Annotated in this window: 19 protein-coding genes; 9 read left to right on the plus strand and 10 right to left on the minus strand. The window is 51.4% G+C overall.

Annotated features, from left to right (window positions below):
• Window positions 1-72: 72 nt before the first annotated feature.
• The 4 genes from Q0090_RS05695 to Q0090_RS05710 form a co-directional block, all read right to left on the minus strand.
• A complete protein-coding gene (locus tag Q0090_RS05695) occupies window positions 73-1263 on the minus strand; it encodes an aminotransferase class I/II-fold pyridoxal phosphate-dependent enzyme (RefSeq protein ID WP_297948538.1) in 1191 nt (396 codons plus the stop codon).
• 21 nt (window positions 1264-1284) lie between these two features.
• Window positions 1285-2181 (minus strand): ribonuclease III domain-containing protein, encoded by an 897-nt coding sequence (locus Q0090_RS05700; protein WP_297948541.1) that lies wholly within the window; start codon window positions 2179-2181, stop codon window positions 1285-1287.
• 215 nt (window positions 2182-2396) lie between these two features.
• Window positions 2397-3653, minus strand: a complete 1257-nt coding sequence (gene fabF, locus Q0090_RS05705) for a beta-ketoacyl-ACP synthase II (protein WP_297948542.1) — start codon at window positions 3651-3653, stop codon at window positions 2397-2399.
• A 7-nt stretch (window positions 3654-3660) separates the two neighbouring features.
• The gene (locus Q0090_RS05710) at window positions 3661-3897 is read right to left on the minus strand and encodes an acyl carrier protein (protein WP_004332124.1); all 237 of its coding nucleotides are present in this window, start codon (window positions 3895-3897) and stop codon (window positions 3661-3663) included.
• Between the two features lie 181 nt (window positions 3898-4078).
• Here Q0090_RS05710 and Q0090_RS05715 point away from each other — a divergent pair, with 181 nt between their 5' ends.
• Genes Q0090_RS05715 through Q0090_RS05735 form a run of 5 tightly spaced genes read left to right on the plus strand, consistent with a single transcriptional unit; the run spans window position 4079 to window position 7751 of the window.
• A complete protein-coding gene (locus Q0090_RS05715; protein WP_297948545.1) occupies window positions 4079-4660 on the plus strand; it encodes a phosphoribosylglycinamide formyltransferase in 582 nt (193 codons plus the stop codon).
• On the plus strand, window positions 4657-5310 hold the full coding sequence (gene nth / locus Q0090_RS05720; protein WP_297948548.1) for an endonuclease III: 654 nt from the start codon (window positions 4657-4659) through the stop codon (window positions 5308-5310). The genes Q0090_RS05715 and nth overlap by 4 nt, the downstream gene beginning before the upstream one ends.
• 10 nt (window positions 5311-5320) lie before the next feature.
• Window positions 5321-6265, plus strand: a complete 945-nt coding sequence (locus Q0090_RS05725) for a MetQ/NlpA family ABC transporter substrate-binding protein (RefSeq protein WP_297948551.1) — start codon at window positions 5321-5323, stop codon at window positions 6263-6265.
• Window positions 6266-6285: 20 nt separating this feature from the next.
• Window positions 6286-6987: an ATP-binding cassette domain-containing protein gene (locus Q0090_RS05730; RefSeq protein WP_297948554.1), complete on the plus strand. Its 702-nt coding sequence runs from the start codon at window positions 6286-6288 to the stop codon at window positions 6985-6987.
• A 5-nt stretch (window positions 6988-6992) separates the two neighbouring features.
• A complete protein-coding gene (locus Q0090_RS05735) occupies window positions 6993-7751 on the plus strand; it encodes an ABC transporter permease subunit (protein ID WP_297948557.1) in 759 nt (252 codons plus the stop codon).
• A gap of 8 nt (window positions 7752-7759) precedes the next feature.
• Here Q0090_RS05735 and Q0090_RS05740 read toward each other — a convergent pair whose 3' ends face one another.
• The 3 genes from Q0090_RS05740 to Q0090_RS05750 are packed head-to-tail and all read right to left on the minus strand — an operon-like array spanning window position 7760 to window position 10758.
• Window positions 7760-8461 (minus strand): winged helix DNA-binding protein, encoded by a 702-nt coding sequence (locus Q0090_RS05740; RefSeq protein WP_297948560.1) that lies wholly within the window; start codon window positions 8459-8461, stop codon window positions 7760-7762.
• Between the two features lie 30 nt (window positions 8462-8491).
• A complete protein-coding gene (locus tag Q0090_RS05745) occupies window positions 8492-9424 on the minus strand; it encodes a M48 family metallopeptidase (protein ID WP_297948563.1) in 933 nt (310 codons plus the stop codon).
• Window positions 9425-9432: 8 nt separating this feature from the next.
• Window positions 9433-10758, minus strand: coding sequence for a replication-associated recombination protein A (locus Q0090_RS05750; protein WP_297948566.1), 1326 nt, complete (start codon window positions 10756-10758; stop codon window positions 9433-9435).
• Between the two features lie 582 nt (window positions 10759-11340).
• Between Q0090_RS05750 and Q0090_RS05755 the strand changes: the two genes are divergently transcribed.
• The 4 genes from Q0090_RS05755 to Q0090_RS05770 all read left to right on the plus strand — a co-directional run bounded on the left by Q0090_RS05755 (window position 11341) and on the right by Q0090_RS05770 (window position 14419).
• Window positions 11341-11922: a hypothetical protein gene (locus Q0090_RS05755; RefSeq protein WP_297948568.1), complete on the plus strand. Its 582-nt coding sequence runs from the start codon at window positions 11341-11343 to the stop codon at window positions 11920-11922.
• Window positions 11923-12157: 235 nt separating this feature from the next.
• Window positions 12158-12520: a single-stranded DNA-binding protein gene (locus Q0090_RS05760; protein WP_004332039.1), complete on the plus strand. Its 363-nt coding sequence runs from the start codon at window positions 12158-12160 to the stop codon at window positions 12518-12520.
• 22 nt (window positions 12521-12542) lie between these two features.
• Entirely contained in the window at window positions 12543-13850 is a 1308-nt protein-coding gene (gene gldE, locus Q0090_RS05765; RefSeq protein WP_297948573.1) for a gliding motility-associated protein GldE, read from the plus strand.
• Complete coding sequence (locus Q0090_RS05770) at window positions 13847-14419, plus strand: 4'-phosphopantetheinyl transferase family protein (protein ID WP_297948576.1); 573 nt, start codon at window positions 13847-13849, stop codon at window positions 14417-14419. Before gldE ends, Q0090_RS05770 begins: the two co-directional genes overlap by 4 nt.
• A gap of 2 nt (window positions 14420-14421) precedes the next feature.
• Here Q0090_RS05770 and ribD read toward each other — a convergent pair whose 3' ends face one another.
• The 3 genes from ribD to Q0090_RS05785 are packed head-to-tail and all read right to left on the minus strand — an operon-like array spanning window position 14422 to window position 17896.
• Entirely contained in the window at window positions 14422-15450 is a 1029-nt protein-coding gene (gene ribD, locus Q0090_RS05775) for a bifunctional diaminohydroxyphosphoribosylaminopyrimidine deaminase/5-amino-6-(5-phosphoribosylamino)uracil reductase RibD (protein ID WP_297948579.1), read from the minus strand.
• Window positions 15447-16775 carry a DUF2851 family protein gene (locus Q0090_RS05780; protein WP_297948581.1) on the minus strand — a complete coding sequence of 443 codons (1329 nt, stop codon included), beginning with the start codon at window positions 16773-16775 and terminating at the stop codon, window positions 15447-15449. Before Q0090_RS05780 ends, ribD begins: the two co-directional genes overlap by 4 nt.
• Window positions 16776-16801: 26 nt before the next feature.
• Window positions 16802-17896 carry a mannose-1-phosphate guanylyltransferase gene (locus Q0090_RS05785; protein WP_297948584.1) on the minus strand — a complete coding sequence of 365 codons (1095 nt, stop codon included), beginning with the start codon at window positions 17894-17896 and terminating at the stop codon, window positions 16802-16804.
• Window positions 17897-17924: the final 28 nt, after the last annotated feature.

Below are 17924 nucleotides of genomic sequence, written 5' to 3' on the forward strand. Positions count from 1 at the left end.
TAAAGCCGGAAAAATCTCAGCTATGTTTGCGCCTATTTTAGGGCAGAAAATCAAACGAAATTAGCCGGAATATTAGTGAGGTAACACCCCATTTTTTACAAAGACCTTATGGAGTTTGTCTATCGCAAAGTCCAGTTGCTCCTTGGTATGCGTAGCCATAAGGCTAAAGCGGATAAGGGTATCCTCGGGTGCTACGGCCGGAGAAACAACAGGATTTACGAACACGCCCTCTTCGAAAACATCGCGTGTAATGCAGAAGGTAGCTTCGTTGTTACGGATAAAGAGAGGAATAATGGGGGTAGAAGTATTACCAATCTCGAAGCCTAGAGCGCGGAAGCGATCAAGCGCATACTTCGTAAGCTCCCAAAGATGATCCAAACGCTCGGGTTCGCTCAACATGATATCCAGAGCGGCTCCGGCGGCGGCCGTAGAGGCAGGTGTGCAGCTAGCACTAAAGATATAGCTACGAGCGTGGTGGCGAAGGTAGTTGATCAGGATCTTATCTCCGGCAATAAAGCCGCCTAACGAGGCGAACGACTTGCTGAATGTACCCATGATAAGATCTACCTTATCGGTGAGGCCGTAGTGGTTGCACACCCCACGACCATTTTGCCCCAGTACCCCAAATCCATGTGCCTCGTCCACCATTATGGTAGCATTGTAGCGCTCGGCGAGCTTTACAATCTCGGGGAGATTACATACGTCCCCCTCCATAGAAAACACACCATCCACAACGATAAGCTTGACCTTATCGGGGGCACACTGAGCTAGGCGACGCTCGAGCGATGCCATATCGTTATGGCGGAATTTAAGGGACTTGGCAAAGGAGAGACGCATCCCTTCAATGATGGAAGCGTGATCCAATTCGTCCCAGATTATATAGTCTTCTCTGCCTAGGAGACAAGATACAACGCCAAGGTTTACTTGGAAGCCCGTAGAGAAGATAATGGCGTCATCTTTGCCCACAAACTGAGCCAATCGCTGCTCCAACTCGAGGTGGGAGTCGAGCGTTCCGTTTAGGAAACGACTGCCGGCACACCCCGTTCCATACTTCTCAGTAGCTGCAATGGCAGCCTCTTTGAGTTTGGGGTGGTTAGTCAGTCCCAGATAAGCATTAGAGCCAAACATGAGTACACGACGGCCATCAATAATCACCTCTGTATCTTGCTCGGACTCAATTTTTCGGAAGTAAGGGTAGATACCCTTGGCTTGTGCCTCCTGAGGGGCTGTATAGTGTGCTAATTTCTCCTGAAGTAGGTGCATATAGAGAGATTAAGTTACTTTCTATTTGGATATAGGCATAGCCTCTCGGAGGGGATCCGCATTTTGCAAGCCACAAGCGCCTGCATCGGTATTAGAGAGCTCCCCCGCTTGCTTTAAACCATTATGTTGCAAAGACTTTAGGAAGTCCTCATCAGCCTCAATCGCCTCTAGGGCAAGTTTGGCAGCTCCCTGCTCCGAACCCTTTTTTGTGGAGCCTTTGCTGTGGCCCATAGGCTGATTGTCTAAGAATACTTGTGAGACGAAATAACCGCGAGGCCCCGGTGCGTGAGCGATAAGACGGAACTCTACCGTGCACTTATTCCTGAGACCCCACTCGATGAGTTTATTCTTGAAATTGGTCCCGAGATCGGGCTGCGTCTCACTGATTTCTCGATAAATCCCGAGCATTTTGTGATTGACAAACTGATGGGCGTAGTCGAATCCTCGATCTAAATATATGGCGCCCACAATGGCCTCGAGCGCATTCCCCGGAGCATCCTTTGCCAGGAAATTTTCATTCGAGTGCTGTATCAATCCGTCTATGCCCATACGTTTGGCGATGGTATCCCCTATTTTGCGAGAGACAATCCTCGCCTTTTGCTCCGACAAAGCCCCCACAGGACTATCGGGATAAGAGCGATAGAGAGTCTCGGAAACCACGGCGCCAATAATGCTGTCTCCTAGGAATTCTAGACGATCGTTGTTGTCGGTATTGGTTGTTTTGCTCCGCCCAGCAGCACGCTTACCGCCATTACCAGAAGCCGTGGTAGAAGGGTCTATGAGAGCCAACCGGTAGTATTCTTTGTCGCGGATAGCAAACCCTAGGATTTGCTCCAGCGTCTTCCAATCCGGCTCAAGCCTCTTTTTCTTCTTCGTCAGTGGAGGAAGGATTCGTGAGAGGAGGGCTGAAAAAAGCATGTGTAGACAGTGAAAATCGGCTACGTATTCCTTGTTAGGAGGTTGATGTAGAGAGTGTGGTTGATGCTGAGAAAAGTAGATGGGAATACCACAAAACAAGAGGGATACCCTAAGGGACTTGAGCCACTAACTAAGATGGTCAAAGCCTCCGAGTATCCCTCTCTCTAATGTGATATTACGACATTGTGCGCTTCTTTTTAGTAAGAAATCGGAAGTTATTTACCAGCGTATTTCTTGAAAAGAACGCAAGCATTGTGACCACCAAAGCCAAATGTATTAGACATGGCAGCACGCACGGTGCGGTGGCAAGGCTTGTCGAATGTATAGTTGAGCGCAGGGAATTCCGGGTCCTCGTCGTCCGGCTGATGGTTGATCGTGGGAGGAATAACATCCTCGCAAACCGACTTCACAGCAACAAGGGCTTCGAGAGCTCCCGTGGCTCCTAAGAGGTGGCCGGTCATCGACTTTGTAGAGCTGATGTTGAGCTTTTTAGCTTCATCACCAAACACAGCCGTGATGGCCTTCACTTCGCTAATATCTCCTACGGGCGTGCTCGTTCCGTGCACGTTGATGTAATCTACATCACCGGGCTTGAGGTTGGCATCCTCTAGCGTGCGCTGCATCACGAGCTTTGCGCCAAGCCCCTCGGGGTGGCTCGCTGTGAGGTGATGCGCATCGGCAGAGAGTCCAAAACCGCCAAACTCTGCATAGATCTTAGCTCCACGAGCCAAAGCATGCTCTAGCTCTTCGAGGATCAAGATACTACTCCCCTCCCCTAGTACAAAGCCATCGCGGCTCTTACTAAAGGGACGGCTCGCTGTCTCAGGGCTATCGTTGCGCGTAGAGAGGGCATTCATAGCGTTGAATCCACCAATACCGGCAACAGTAACAGCCGCTTCACTACCCCCGGCTACCATTACATCTGCCTTACCAAGACGAATCATGATAGCGGCATCGATGATAGCATTGGTAGACGAGGCACAAGCCGAAGCTACCGAGTAGTTGGGGCCATTAAAGCCGTATTGAATAGAAACAAGCCCCGCAGCAATATCCGAGATCATCTTGGGGATGAAAAACGGATTGAAGCGCGGTCCCTTCTCAGGGCTATAGTCCATCACCTCCTGCTCAAAGGTCTCGAGACCTCCGATACCGGCTGAGATGATTACCCCTACACGCTCAAGATCTGTCTTCTCGAGGTCGAGACCAGAATCTTCGAGAGCCTCTTTGGCAGCAACCAAAGCGAACTGTGTGTAGCGGTCGTAGCGGCGAGCTTCTTTGCGATCGAAGTGATCGTTGGGATTAAATCCCTTCACTTCGCAGGCAAACTGCGTCTTAAACTGAGACGCATCGAAGAGGGTGATAGGACCGGCACCGCTCTTCCCCTGGAGGAGACTTTCCCACGTCTCAGACACACTATTACCCACAGGGGTAAGTGCTCCAAGACCCGTGACAACAACTCTCTTAAACTCCATGGCGAGATTATGCCTTGTGACTTTCGATGTAGTTGATAGCGTCGCCTACAGTCTTGATAGTCTGAGCTTCTTCGTCGGGGATCGTCATATCGAATTCCTTTTCGAAGCCCATCATGAGTTCTACAGTATCGAGAGAGTCTGCACCAAGGTCGTTGGCGAAACTTGCCTCACGGGTTACTTCACTAGCATCTACACCAAGTTTGTCTACGATGAGTTCGATTACTTTTGCTTCAATTTCGTTCATTGTCTTACTCTATTAGAGGGTTTATACTATTTATTTTGGGTGCAAAAATCGCGCGTTTCGCACTATCTTTGCAGCAAAGATAGGTATTACTACCTAGGAACTCGATCCTCTTTGCGAGGGCAAATATACAATGTTTCTGCACAACACAATACAGTTTGTGCGGATTTTTGACTAAAAAAGAATGATACGAATAGCAATACTCGCTAGCGGTAATGGCTCGAATGCAGAAAATCTGATCCTACAACAACCCTCCGAACTGCTCCAATACCCCCTAATTATTACGGACAATGCACAGGCCGGAGTGCTCCAAAGAGCCGAAAGATTGGGAGTAGCGACTCACGTTTTCAGCCGTGCCGACTTCCGCGAAGGTAGTGCCGTATTGCAACTATTGCAAGATGAGAAAATTGATGCCATTGTGCTGGCAGGTTTCCTCTCTCGCATACCCCAAAATATTGTAGAGCACTATCCCTCTCGCATTATCAACATACACCCGGCCCTTTTGCCTCGCTTTGGGGGAAAAGGAATGTATGGGCACTTCGTGCACGAGGCCGTACTGGCAGCAGGAGAAGTGGTCTCGGGCATTACTATTCATTACGTGGATGCTGAATACGACCATGGGAGTACGCTATGCCAAGCGACCTGCCCCGTCTATCCCTCGGTAGATACCCCCGACTCGCTGGCCGAGCGCATTCATCACCTCGAGCACCTATACTACCCCGTAGCGGTACGCCAGATGGTACAACGGATGAAAGAAGAGATATGACCAAGAAAGAGCGTTTTGAGGGGATATTGGCGTGGTTCGGAGAGAATATGCCTGTGGCGGAGACAGAGCTACACTACCGGTCGCCTTACGAACTGCTGGTAGCTGTAATGCTCTCTGCACAGTGCACCGATAAGCGAGTGAATATGGTTACTCCCGCTCTCTTCGCCGCCCTGCCCACCGTAGAGGCGATGGCGCAAGCGAGCCAAGAGGAGATACTCGCTCTTATCAAAAGCATCAGCTACCCCAATAGCAAAGCGGAGCACCTAAGCAAAATGGCTCAAAGAGTAGTGCAAACATTCGGCGGCTCCATCCCGGCCACTCGTGAGGAGCTAATGACCCTCCCCGGGGTAGGACGCAAAACCGCCAACGTGATCCTTGCCGTTCTTTACGACCAACCCACGATGGCCGTTGACACCCATGTGTTCAGGGTCTCGGAGCGCATTGGTCTAACCACCCGTGCCAAAACGCCCCTCGATACGGAGCTAACCCTCGTGCGTTATATCCCCGCCGAGCTCATCCCCAAGGCGCACCATTGGCTCATCTTACACGGGCGCTATGTCTGTTTAGCCCGCTCGCCAAAATGCACTTCTTGCGGCATTGCCCCTTGGTGCCGCTATGCACAGAAAAACAAACTCACCACAAACCCATAAAACTCCCTACATGAAGCGACTCAAACTCCTCTCCGGCAGTATCTCTCTCGCCCTTCTCTCCCTTGCCCTCCTCTTTGGTTGTGGCAAAAAAAACTCGAAGGGAAATGATGGGAATCCCGACCGGCAAGAGTTCGCCCTCGGGGTAATGGCTTCGGTCGATTACCTACCCTTTGCGGTGGCGCTAGACAAAGGCATATACGACTCTCTGGGGCTCGACCTCCGGCTTGAGCACTTTTTCTCTCCCGTAGAGCGCGATGCAGCGCTACAAGGCGGGGTACTAGACGGCGCCGTTACAGACTATACCTCGGCCGCTCTCCTCAATGCCGCCCAACTGCCCATTGTGCTGGACATGAAATGCGACGGAGCCTTCCGCCTCATCATTGGGCAGGGCAAGTCGATCGCCACCCTGCAAGATCTCAAAGGCAAGAAGCTGGCACTTAGCAGCAACACGGTGATTGAATACACAACCGACATGCTGCTGGCTCAGGCTGGGATTGCACCAGAAGAGGTGGAGAAAGTAGAGATCGTAAAAATCCCCCTCCGCCTAGAGATGCTCCGCAATGGAGAGGTAGACGCAGCCGTTTTGCCCGAGCCTTTTGCCACCATGGCGCTAGAGAGCGGGCTCACCTCCCTTATTTCTACAAAAGAATTGGGCATTAACCTTACGGGAATTGCCCTCACACGCGAGGCTAGCGAACGCAAGGAGGCAGTAAACTTGCTGCATCAAGGATACAACCTAGGGGTACAATACATGCAACAACACCCTAGAGAAGAGTGGGTAAAGGTACTCATCAGCGAGCTTGGCATCTCCGAGACGGCAGCGCTAGCCATGGAGCTACCCGACTTCACTCCCGTAGCGACCCCCACCCCTCAAGAGCTAGAGGAGATGAACCGATGGCTCAAGAGTAAAAAACTTGTGGACGAGGGCTACTCCACCCAACAGCTCCTTCCATAATCCCCAATCCCCATCCCTGTATGGAGGCTCTCACTGCCCGGCACCTCTCCCTCTCCTACGGACATGGTGCCAACAATGCCTTGGCTGTAGAGGATATAAACCTCAGCATCCCTCGGGGGGAGATCTGTGCTTTGGCAGGATCTTCGGGGAGCGGTAAGTCTTCTCTGATGCGTATTTTCGCAGGACTAATGCCCCCAACCCAAGGAGTTGTACAGATTTTTGGAGAGGTCCCCAACCCCAAGCGCCATCGTTTGGCATTTGTTCCTCAGAACTATGGCCTCCTAGCTTGGAAGCGAGTGCGGGAGAATATCCTACTACCGGCGCACCTTGGGCACGACATTGTAGACCCCGACTTTTTCGAGGAAATTGTGCACGTGCTGGGGCTAAACACCCTCCTAAGGCGTTACCCTCAGACCCTTAGTGGAGGAGAGCGACAGAGGGTTGCCTTGGCAAGAGCCTTTGTAATGAAGCCCGATCTTCTGCTCCTCGATGAGCCCTTCTCCGCCCTCGACATGGCAACGGCAGAGCGCAGCTATGCTCTATTTCTCAGTCTGCTCGCGGAGTTCCCTACTACTTGCCTCTTTGTAACACATAACCCCAGAGAGGCAGCACTGCTGGCCCATCACGTTCTACTCATAGGGGGGAAGCCGGGAAAAATCATTGCCGACCTACATGCCCCCACAGAGCAGGAGATCCGTACCCTATTGACCCAGTTAGCCTAACCCTCATGCCCAATCAGTCTCTTTTTGTACGCTTAGGATACATCCTCTTGGGGGCACTCTTGCTTCACCTTCTTTGGGCTACCCTTTCCCTTGTCATGCAAAAGGCACTCCTCCCCTCCCCTTGGGCTGTGTATGCCCACATGCCTACGGCTTGGCAAGAGGGTATGGCCGGGCACCTCATGGCTAGCCTTGGCCGCATTGTCGTGGGCCTAGCACTCGCCCTCCTTATGGCGCTCCTTATTGCTCTTGCGATGCACCGCTACCGGCACTTTGGCAAGGTCTTCGATGCCTTTATCTACTTTTCCTACCCCATTCCCAAGCTCGCGTTGCTTCCTATTGTCATGCTCTTGGGGGGACTTGGAGAGAGTACAAAAATTATCATGATCCTCCTAATCGTACTCTTCCAGCTCATAGTTTCTCTACGCGATGCCCTTGCTGCCATCCCCAAAGACAACTACATTGTGATGCATTCACTCGGGGCTTCGACGCCGGCCATGCTGCGCCATCTTTTACTACCGGCTCTTGTACCTGCCCTGCTTTCGGCTCTGCGCATAGCTATAGGCACCGCTGTCTCTGTGCTCTTTGTTACGGAGACATACGGCACCTCGCGGGGTATGGGGTACTATATAGTTAATGCTTGGATGCGAGTAGACTACCTCGATATGTATGCCGGCATCGCCTTCTTGGGAGCTACGGGCTTCCTACTTTTTGTGCTTACCGACTGCGCGGAGTATCTCTTAGCCCCTTGGCGACGCGCTCAGTAGAAGTAGCCTTACCCTTCTATTCCGGGAGAAGTCTCCCCTGCCACCTTCTCATTGACTCGGCGGTAAAGTTCCTCGATATTCTCATCTCGATGCTCCAAAAAGAACACCTGATTACGATCCGCAAGCCTCTGATGCAGCTGATGGAGTACAATCTTCTGCGGCAGGGAGATCGCCGAGAAGAATACCGTAACAATCTTTTTGAGCTCGGGGAATAACCTCATCACCTCACCACGCCCCTTATCCGTGATGGAGACGTAGAAACTTCTATGGTCCTCCTCATTTACATGCTGCTCTATAAGGCCGCTCCGCAAGAGACGGTTGATCACCTCCGTACCGCTTGTTTTTTCCATCACATTGAGGTTGTTTAGCTCGGTCTTGGTCATCATGGGTATCCTCAGAAGGCACACCAAATAGGTATAATCCTCCATCGTAATAACCGACTTATTGGAGCGTAAGGCCTTCCTAAAATAGCCTCGCATATAGCGGTATAGGTGACTAATCTCACGAGCCATGGCCGCCTCGAGGAGCACCTCATCTTGCTCAGTCCGGGGGAATTCTTGTCCCTCAGGAAGGTTATCGGCTCGGTAGCGTACTCGCTCACTTAGGAAGGCAGCAAAGGAGGCGAGATCGGTCTCTTCTCCTTCGGGACAGATGGCTCCGTACGCCTCTAGCTCGGGCAAAAGTTGCGCTATCAATTGGTATGAGTTCATGAGAGATCAGGGGGATAAAAGGGCGAAAATTTACTTTTTAGAGTTTTTCTTATTCGACTTCTTATTGGTCGTTTTTGAGGTCGTAGGCTTTTTACTCTCGGTGGGAGTAGAGGGCTTTTGGGGCTGGGCCGGCTTATGCTGGGCCAGGTACTCCTGATAGTAGGGCAGAGCCTTGGGCAGGTACTCCCCGATAGCCTTGATACGATTAGCATCGCTGGGGTGCGTGCTCAATAGCTCCGAAGTAGAGCCTCCGCCCTGCTGCGCCATTTTCTTCCAAAAGCTGATTGCCTGTTCGGGGTTATAGCCCGCCATGGCCATAAATACAAGCCCTATTTGGTCGGCTTCGTGCTCCTGCTTACGACTATAGGGTAGCGAAACAAGTACTTGCGAACCCAAGCCGTAAGCCTGCTGTATCACGGTATTGGTGATAGCGGAGGTAGAACCAACGGCAGAGACAAGCACTCGACCTCCCATCTGACGCAGGATCTCGGTGCTGAGTCGCTCATTGCTATGGCGAGCAATAGCGTGACTTACCTCGTGCGATACGACCGTGGCAAGTTCGTCATCGGTAGCACATAGGGGCAAAATACCGGTATAGATAACAATCTTCCCGCCCGGCATACAGAAAGCATTGACGCGTCTGTCTGCAATTACCGTAAACTCCCACTTCATCTGCTGGGCAAGGTCGTTAAGGTTATTCTTGCGGAGGTAGCTGGTGGCAGCATCGGCAACGCGCTGACACACCACCCTCACTCGCTCCACCTGTTTAGGGTCGTCGCTGTGGGGCATCTGCCGCACATACTCGGTGTATTGGGCGGCACTCTGTGCTATGATTTGGGATTCCGGAACAAGATTAAGCGACTTTCTCCCCGAGATGGGCACTGTACCGCAAGCCACCCAAAGCAGGGGAAACGCCAGGGATAAGAGAAGTCGAAGCGAAAAAGCTCGCTGATGTAAGTTCATAGTGTTGTTTATTGTTTTTGATTGTTTTTGTCTGATTCTTTTTTCTCCTCATGGATAAACTCCAGATACTCCACGAGCCTTCTCTCCGCCGCCCCGGTAACCTGGGGGGTATAAAAGTGCTGCCCATGCGCCTCCGAGGGGAGGTACTCTTGTGGCACATAGTGCTTGTCGTAATCATGAGGATATTTATAACCGACTCCATACCCCAAGTCCCCCATCAGTTGAGTAGGCGCATTGCGGAGGTGGAGCGGTACGGGTAGGTTGCCCGAGTTGCGCACATAGGCAAGGGCGGAATCTATGGCAAGGTAGGCGGAGTTACTCTTGGGCGATGCTGCCAAATAAACCACCGCCTCGGCGAGTGGGATACGCCCCTCCGGCCAACCTATCAGTTCCACAGCTTGAGCCGCCGCATTGGCTATCATCAGGGCATTGGGGTTGGCTAGCCCAATATCTTCGGCAGCAGAAATCACAATCCGACGAGCCACGAAACGGGGATTTTCTCCGCCCTCAATAAGGCGAGCCATCCAGTAGAGCGCCGCATCGGGGTCACTGCCTCGGATACTTTTGATAAAAGCCGAAGCAATGTCGTAGTGCATCTCGCCCCCTTTGTCAAAAGCCATGGGCTGGCGCATCATGCTCTCGCGCACCAATTCATCTGTAATAACGAGAGGAGTAGCCGAGGTGGCCCCTGCCAAAATCTCTAGTAGATTGAGGAGCTTGCGAGCGTCGCCCCCGGCATAGGCAAGGAGCTGCTTGTCACTCTCTATCTTCACCTTACGGGGCACCAAATAAATATCTGTAGAGATGGCCCTCTCGAGCAATTGTCGCAAATCTTCCGGCTCCAGGCTCTGCAACACAAAGACCTGACAACGCGAAAGAAGCGGACGAATCACCTCAAACGAAGGGTTTTCTGTCGTAGCTCCAATGAGTGTGACAATACCGCGCTCTACGGCAGCCAGCAACGAGTCTTGCTGACTTTTGGAAAATCGATGAATTTCATCGATAAAGAGGAGAGGGCGACTCTTGGCAGCAAAAAAGCCCTGGGTACTACGCTCTGCCTCCTCCAAGACGCGGCGCACATCGCCCACGCCCGATCCTACCGCACTCAATTTGTAAAAAGGCGCCTCCACACTCTGGGCTATCAGCTCCGCAAGGGTTGTTTTGCCCACCCCCGGAGGCCCCCACAAAATAAGAGAGGGCACCTTGCCCGATCGGATCATGCGCCCCAGAGGTGCCGTCTCTGCCACAATATGACGCTGCCCCACATACTCCTCTAGAGTAGTAGGTCTCATGCGCTCTGCTAGCGGTTGATAGGTGCTATTGGGGCGATCCATAGGGAGCAAAGGGTCTATTGCACAATACGCTCTTTCCGTACTATTTCCTAGAGCAAAGGTACATATTTCTTTTTCTAATTCTCACGCGCAACAAAATCCACAAGGAGCATCGGGCGTAAGCAATGGGCTAGAGCCTCTTGGGAGCTCCGGGTAATTCTCTTTTCTTTTGCAGCTGGTTTCCCCCTACAAAACCAGCCTAAAAACTTTTCGTTCCTGCCCGAGAAACTTTTTATTTTCAGCCTACGGCGGAATTTTTTCTAGGCAGCGTTTTCTCCGCATTTCTCACCTAATACAACGCCCTCCCCTCTGTGTCCCTATCTCGCAGCGGAACCATAGTAGCAAGCCTCCCCCCCCCTTTAGACAAAGACAAAATAGGTTGGAAAAGTCAGCCAGCATCCCTATCTTTGTAAAAGAATTAGAAATAAAACAACACACCTATTAGTTCGAACCAACATGAGAAAAGGACATTTTTTATTGAGCTGTTGCGCCTTGTGTCTGGGGTGCATAGTTACTTTTAGCAGCTGTGACTATCGGCTTAAGTACAATCATTACATCTCCGACTTCGTAGATGCAGATACATGCATGTTGACTACAACTCACTCTGATTTGCAGTCTCAGGAGGCTTCTTCGCTCGGATTGAAGATGGAAAGTCCCGGAATTTTTGCTCTCGTCTTGCGAGATAGCACAACGCGCTTTACGGACTTCGACGATGGAATAGAGAAAAACCGCATCTTCTTAGCAAAAATAGGAGACGTGAAGTGTCCCATATCGCGAGGAGATACAACCCCTAGAAATGTAGTGGGGCAAATTAATACTCCAGAGGAGATCTCGATTACATGTGATCACGATTTTAATGAGCATTTTAAGGCAGGAGACGAGTTGAATAGGATCTTTATTTTCCAATTCCTCGATAATCTCTCGTTTATCAAAAGTGGCTACAACTGGGATTTTTACCAGAAACGCTCCCTCGCTCGTGCCCATATCCCCGAAGAGATAGCAAGGGCTTTAGCCTCCTATCCCGATTGGGATTTTTATACCACGGATATGCCTTTTCAATCATTGATAGGGCAAGAGGTTACCTTCTCGGTAAGGGTCAAATTCAAAGAAGGGAAGAGCCTCTCCACCTCAAACGCGATCAAAATCCCGCCCTTTCCGGCATCCTAACCGCCCCATCCCTCCCTTGATGGGGTGAAATTTCACACATAAGCCCCTTGAGAGTTCGTCTGCCGAACTCTTGAGGGGCTTGCCATTTTGTGGGGGCGATTCCCCCTATTTTTGCCTTCTCCCTTGCCCTCTAGAAAGGGCAAACGCAATGCAAAAGGGAGTGAAAAGCCACCAAAAGAGGGCAGAGGTCAGGATAAACTGCTACCTTTGTTACCTAGAAACTCCGATATAGACAATGTCGATAAACAAAGTAATACTCGTTGGTTATGTAGGCAAAGACCCCGAGATTCGCTACCTCAAAGAGCGTTTCTCCGTAGCCAACTTCTCCTTAGCTACCACACACACCGTGGGCAAAACAGCCACCGGAGGCGCGCGCGAGGAGCAAACCGAGTGGCATCGCATTGTAGCCTTTGGGGAGCAGGCCGCCTTTGCAGAGCAATGGGTACGCAAAGGCTCTCTCCTTGCCGTGGAGGGTAGGATCAGTTACCGCAACTATACCGATAAGCAGGGTACCATGCACTCCATCACAGAGATTGTAGCGGAGCGTCTCCACTTTGTGGGGAATCCACCGCGCGAATATTCCCAAGCTCCCAAGTAGCCCCTTTATTCTCTAGCTCAAGATGGATAGCCTTTTCTCCGGTATTATCGTTTATCCCTTTGGCTGGCAGGCCGCCATCACCTTGGGGATTATCCTACTCCTCATCGTCCTATCGGGGTACATGTCTTCTTCCGAAGTTTCGTTTTTCTCGCTATCGCCGCAAGATATTCACCTCATCCGCGAGTCGAAAGCGCCCCACGACCAAAAACTTCTCGCTCTGCTTGAGAACTCAGAAAAACTCCTTGCCACTATCCTAATTGGCAACAACATTGTCAACATCGGCATTGTACTTTCGTCGAACTATCTCGTACACCTTCTCTTTGATTTTGGCATCAACAGCGTACTTAGCTTTGTACTTCAGACTATCGTACTCACCTTTGTACTACTGCTCTTCTGCGAGATTATCCCCAAGGTATATGCCCAGCAGCATCCACTCTCGTTCAGTCGCTTTTCGGCGCACATTATGCAACCTCTAGTGAAGGTGCTCTCCCCATTTACCATACCTCTTGTAAAGACCTCTTCTATACTCGAGCGGAGAGGAAAAAAACACTATGGGCTATCCGTAGACGATCTCTCACGAGCGGTAGAACTGACCGAGGGGAAAAATGAGACGCAAAGCAAACTCATTGGCGAGATTATTAAGTTCCACGACAAGACGGCGGACGAGATTATGGTGCCGCGTGTAGACATGGTAATGATTGACTATCAATGGGATTTTGCGACCACACTACGCTTTGTGCTGGATGCCGGCTACTCTCGAATCCCCGTTTTCTTGGGAACGCAAGATGTGATCAAAGGGATCCTTTACATCAAAGACTGCCTACCCTACACCACAGCCGGGGCCGACTTCGATTGGCACACCCTGATACGCCCTGCCAACTTTGTACCCGAAAATAAAAAGATAGACGATCTGCTTGAGGAGTTCCGCTCCGAGCATCGGCATATCTCCATTGTCGTAGACGAATATGGAGGCACCTCAGGATTAATTACTCTTGAGGATATTTTGGAAGAAATTGTAGGAGAGATCACCGACGAGTACGACGAAGACGAACTACCCTACACTCGCCTAGCCGATGGATCCTTTTTATTTGAGGGTAAAACTCAGATTAACGACTTCTGCCGCTACCTATCCCTAGAAGACTCTCTTTTCGAGCCCTTAACCCAAGAGATTGATACCCTAGGCGGTATCTTTTTGGAGCTGAAACAGGAGTTGCCCCGTGTGGGAGCCTTTGTTACCTATCGGGGCTATCGCTTTGAAATCACCAAGGTAGAAAAGCATCGAATCATGCAAATGCGTGTGATTCCGCCCGCTACCGCCTCCGCCTCATGATACAACCTCTCGTTGTACATATTAGTAGGCTTCTAGGGCTATCCTCCGTGCCATCACGCTTTAGTCGTGAGCAACAACGCCAAGCATCTCAACATCTTCTCCAGCTACTCTACCCCCATAGCCCCCTCGCACATTCGGCAGAAGGTGCCCCACTGCTCCAAGGGAGTCAGATTCAACTCTCTCTTAGTCACTCGGGAGATTACCTAGCTCTCCTCACAGCTCCCCCTCGATGGCGTGTGGGCGTTGACCTAGAAACCGATTTCTCACGCCCTCTCCGTCTCGCCGCTCGCTTCTTATCCCAAGAAGAACTCTCGCTGCTCTCCACACTCCCCCCTCGTGAGCAATCGCGCTATGCGCTGGCGGCTTGGTGTGCTCGTGAGGCGGTCTACAAAGCCATCCCCAACGCCTCAGTGGACTTTCGCCGGCACTACATCCTCTCTCATTACCCCCATCGACCCGTCATTTCTTACCATCCATCGGGCGAAGAGCCGCTCCAAATACCCCTTCACTTTTACCAGCATCAAGAGTATTTGCTCGCCTATTGCGCTCTATTCAGAGGGGAATTCTAAGTCTAGTCTAGGAGAGAACATTTCGCATCTCCCGAGTAAATAGGAGCCGCCACGCCCTCATGCAGCAAACGAGGGCTGACCTCTCGCTCCACAGCATCGTAGAGACCACTATTGAGGAACGCTTGTAGCGTTTGAGCTCCCCCCTCCACAAGAAGGGATTGGATCTTGCGAGAGGCGAGCATCTCCAACAGACGGGCAACAAAATGCTCGTTGCGCTCTATGGCAATGCAATTCTCGGGCAGAGGCTGAGAGCGAAACGCTGAGGGAGAGACGATAAACCAGGGCTTAGAGGTACTATTTTGATTGATTTTATAGGCTTGATGGCACAGCACACCCTCACTATCTAGTACAACGGGCTGGGGAGAGGTACCCCACCAAAAACGATTAGTCAGGGAGGGATTGTCTAGCTCTACGGTGCGCCGCCCTACCAAAATAGCATCGTGGCAATGACGCAAATAGTGGACATAACGCAGCCTAGTGGGTGAGCTAAAGACCTCGGGGAGTTGGGAAGCATCCTCTCGTACCCTATCGATAAAGCCATCACGGCTCTGCGCCCATTTGAGCGTGACCCAAGGTCTATTTTTTTCTACAGCTGTGAGGAAAAAGCGATTGAGCCTCCGTGCCTTCTCTTCCAGCACACCCACTTCTACCTCCACACCCTTGCTGCGAAGGAGGGCAATGCCCCGACCTGCCACCTCTGGGAACGGATCTTGCATAGCCACCACTACGCGAGGTACCCTCTTCTGCAAGACGAGTTCGGCGCAAGGGGGTGTTTTCCCATAGTGCGAGCAAGGCTCAAGACTAACGTACAGGGTGCTTTGGGCAATCCATTTCTCATCTTCGGGGCGTACCGATGCAAAGCAATTGACCTCGGCATGAGGCTCTCCGGCTCTGTGGTGATACCCCTCTCCTATAATCCGATCTTGATGCACAAGAACCGCCCCCACAAGGGGATTGGGAGAGGTGTAACCCGTAGCTAGAGCTGCCAAATCGAGGCAGCGTTGCATATAGAGAGTATCGTTTGCGGTCATAATGTAGTGGAGTGAGAGAATAACTTTCGCCCTAGGGGGCAGAGGTAACAGGAGCGATGCGAACAGAGGCTCTCCCAGAGCTCCAAAGCGGCTTGGCTATGAGCAGCGTGCTCCTGCGGCAGATTGATAGCGGCAATTCTATTGGTAATACTATTTTTCTCGGGCTTTAGTTGTGAGGCTCTCGCCCAAGCCTCTTCGAGGGCTTCGGCAGAGGGCTCGACTCCATGGGCGTAGGCATCAAGAAGAGGAAAGGGAATAAGCACATTGAGAAAGAGGGAGTCTATCGTACTTGCAGATAGAGACGCGAGGGCTTTCTCCGCTTCGGCTCCAAAAGTATAGTGGAGTTGCCAGTAATCCGAGGGGGGAACATCCAAAAGATGCTGCAATTCACGGGTATTAGTAATCCTCATCAATTCGCTCTCTAATAGGGGGTAGCGATGACGAAGTGCCGCCATATAGGCCAATCGCCTATGGGGGAAAGCGGAGGGACGAAGACGGAGCAAACGCACCTCCCCTCGGGGGATGGGGGTTAATTGGTACTTAGTGCGAAGGAAGCGATAACGCTCAGCGAGATCCTCCTGATAACTATCCATGGGAGCCCCCTCTAGCAAGGCAGCTTGACCCAAATAGAGCGCCTCCAACATGGGTAGCCGGTCTGTATGCTTTCGAATAACCCTCAAAGGGAGAGATCGAGCTACCTGCTCAAAGGCCTCATTATTAACGCGGCTCCCCAAGTAGCGCAATAGGAGAAGATGCAACACAGTGCCCAGGTCGCTACCGGACGTTTCGTAGAGGGAAATAAATCGCTGGGCTTTGGCAATAATCCTCTTGGCAAAAAGAGATTGGCTCCAAGAGTGCCACGAGATGGGAAGAGGGTCTAAGTCGCGCTCACTGCAAGGCAAAGCCCCCTCGTGTTGCAGATAATCCGTTGCACGCTCTAGGTCTATCGGGCGAAGATCCATCACGCAGGTAAAGAGGGGAGCACCCGTTAGTCGGCTATAGATAGGAAGGTCATTCTCCACAACAACGTGCAGGATGGTGCTATCGTAGGCGGGGTCTAGATGATGTTTATGCTTGAGCCATTCCGAGGCCTTTCGGTGCACCTCTACATTGCCCGCCCACACAATGGAGCCTATACGCAACCTAGCATTGAAGAAATCGGGGCCACCATCCCAATTGATCTCCCCGGGGTAAAGTACCTCTATGGCACGAGAAGAATCAGACTCGCTCGGCTCTATATGATAAAAATGCAACGAGTGGTAAAAACGCCTTAGCCAAGCAGTTTGCAGTACAACCTCGCCACCATCGCCTTTACCACCCGCCATATTCGGTAAGAAAAAGAGGGAAAGATTTAGATGTATTCTTTGCCAAATTGCAATTCGGCCTCAGCCATCATGCCCTTTACACGTTGCTCTTCACTTCGCTTGCAGATGAGGAGCACATTGTCATGCTCTGCCACAATGCAATCTGAGACGCTCCGCATCACCACGATGCGAGAAGGGTCGGAGAGGCTAACCACATTGCCCGAGGCCTCCTGGAATATGCAGCGAGTACCCAAGGCTGCATTGCCGGCCTCATCCTTCTCGGCATGCTCATAAACGGCCCCCCAAGTCCCTAAGTCGGCCCATCCAAAGTCACTAGGCAAAACGAGTACATTTTGCGCCTTTTCCATTACGGCATAGTCTATTGAGATACTAGGGCAACAAGGGAATGCCTCTCGGATAAAAGCAGACTCTCCACTCGTACCATAGACCTCTGCCCCGGCGCCTAGCACCTCTGCCACTTCGCCGGCATGCTCCTCAATTGCCGAGAGGATAGCCGAGACATTCCAAGCGAACATACCACTATTCCACAAGAAATCCCCGCTCTTGACAAAGAGTTCTGCCATCTCACGATCGGGCTTTTCAGTAAAGACCTTCACACGCAAGAAGCCACCACTTAGGTCGCCACTCTTCTCCGGATCCATCTGGATGTAACCGTATCCGGTTTCGGGACGGGTGGCCATAATGCCCAACGTCACCAAGCTATCATGGTCGGCTACGTACTCCAAGGCCTTTGTTGCGAACTCCGCAAAGCGTGCCTCTTGCAGTATTATATGATCGGAGGGGGTGACAAAAATAGAAGCATCCGGGCATTTCGAGCGGATGTGATAGGCGGCGTAGGCAATACAAGGTGCCGTATTACGCCGTATGGGTTCTGCTAAGATCTGATCGGGGAGAAGCTCCGGCAACTGCCTAAGCGTCTCCTCTATATATACCTCGTTTGTGACTATCAGGATATTCTCTTTTGGGACGAATTGACTCATCCGTCGAAAGGTCTGCTGCAAGAGAGACTCGCCCGTTCCAAAAAAATCGAGGAATTGCTTTGGTTTGTTTTCACGGCTAACGGGCCAAAAGCGGCTCCCTATACCGCCGCCCATAATAACGCAATAGAATTTGCTGTTCATCGCAACTTACTTTGTCTATTTTATGTAG

The sequence above is a fragment of the uncultured Porphyromonas sp. genome (assembly GCF_938023125.1).
GTDB lineage: Bacteria > Bacteroidota > Bacteroidia > Bacteroidales > Porphyromonadaceae > Porphyromonas.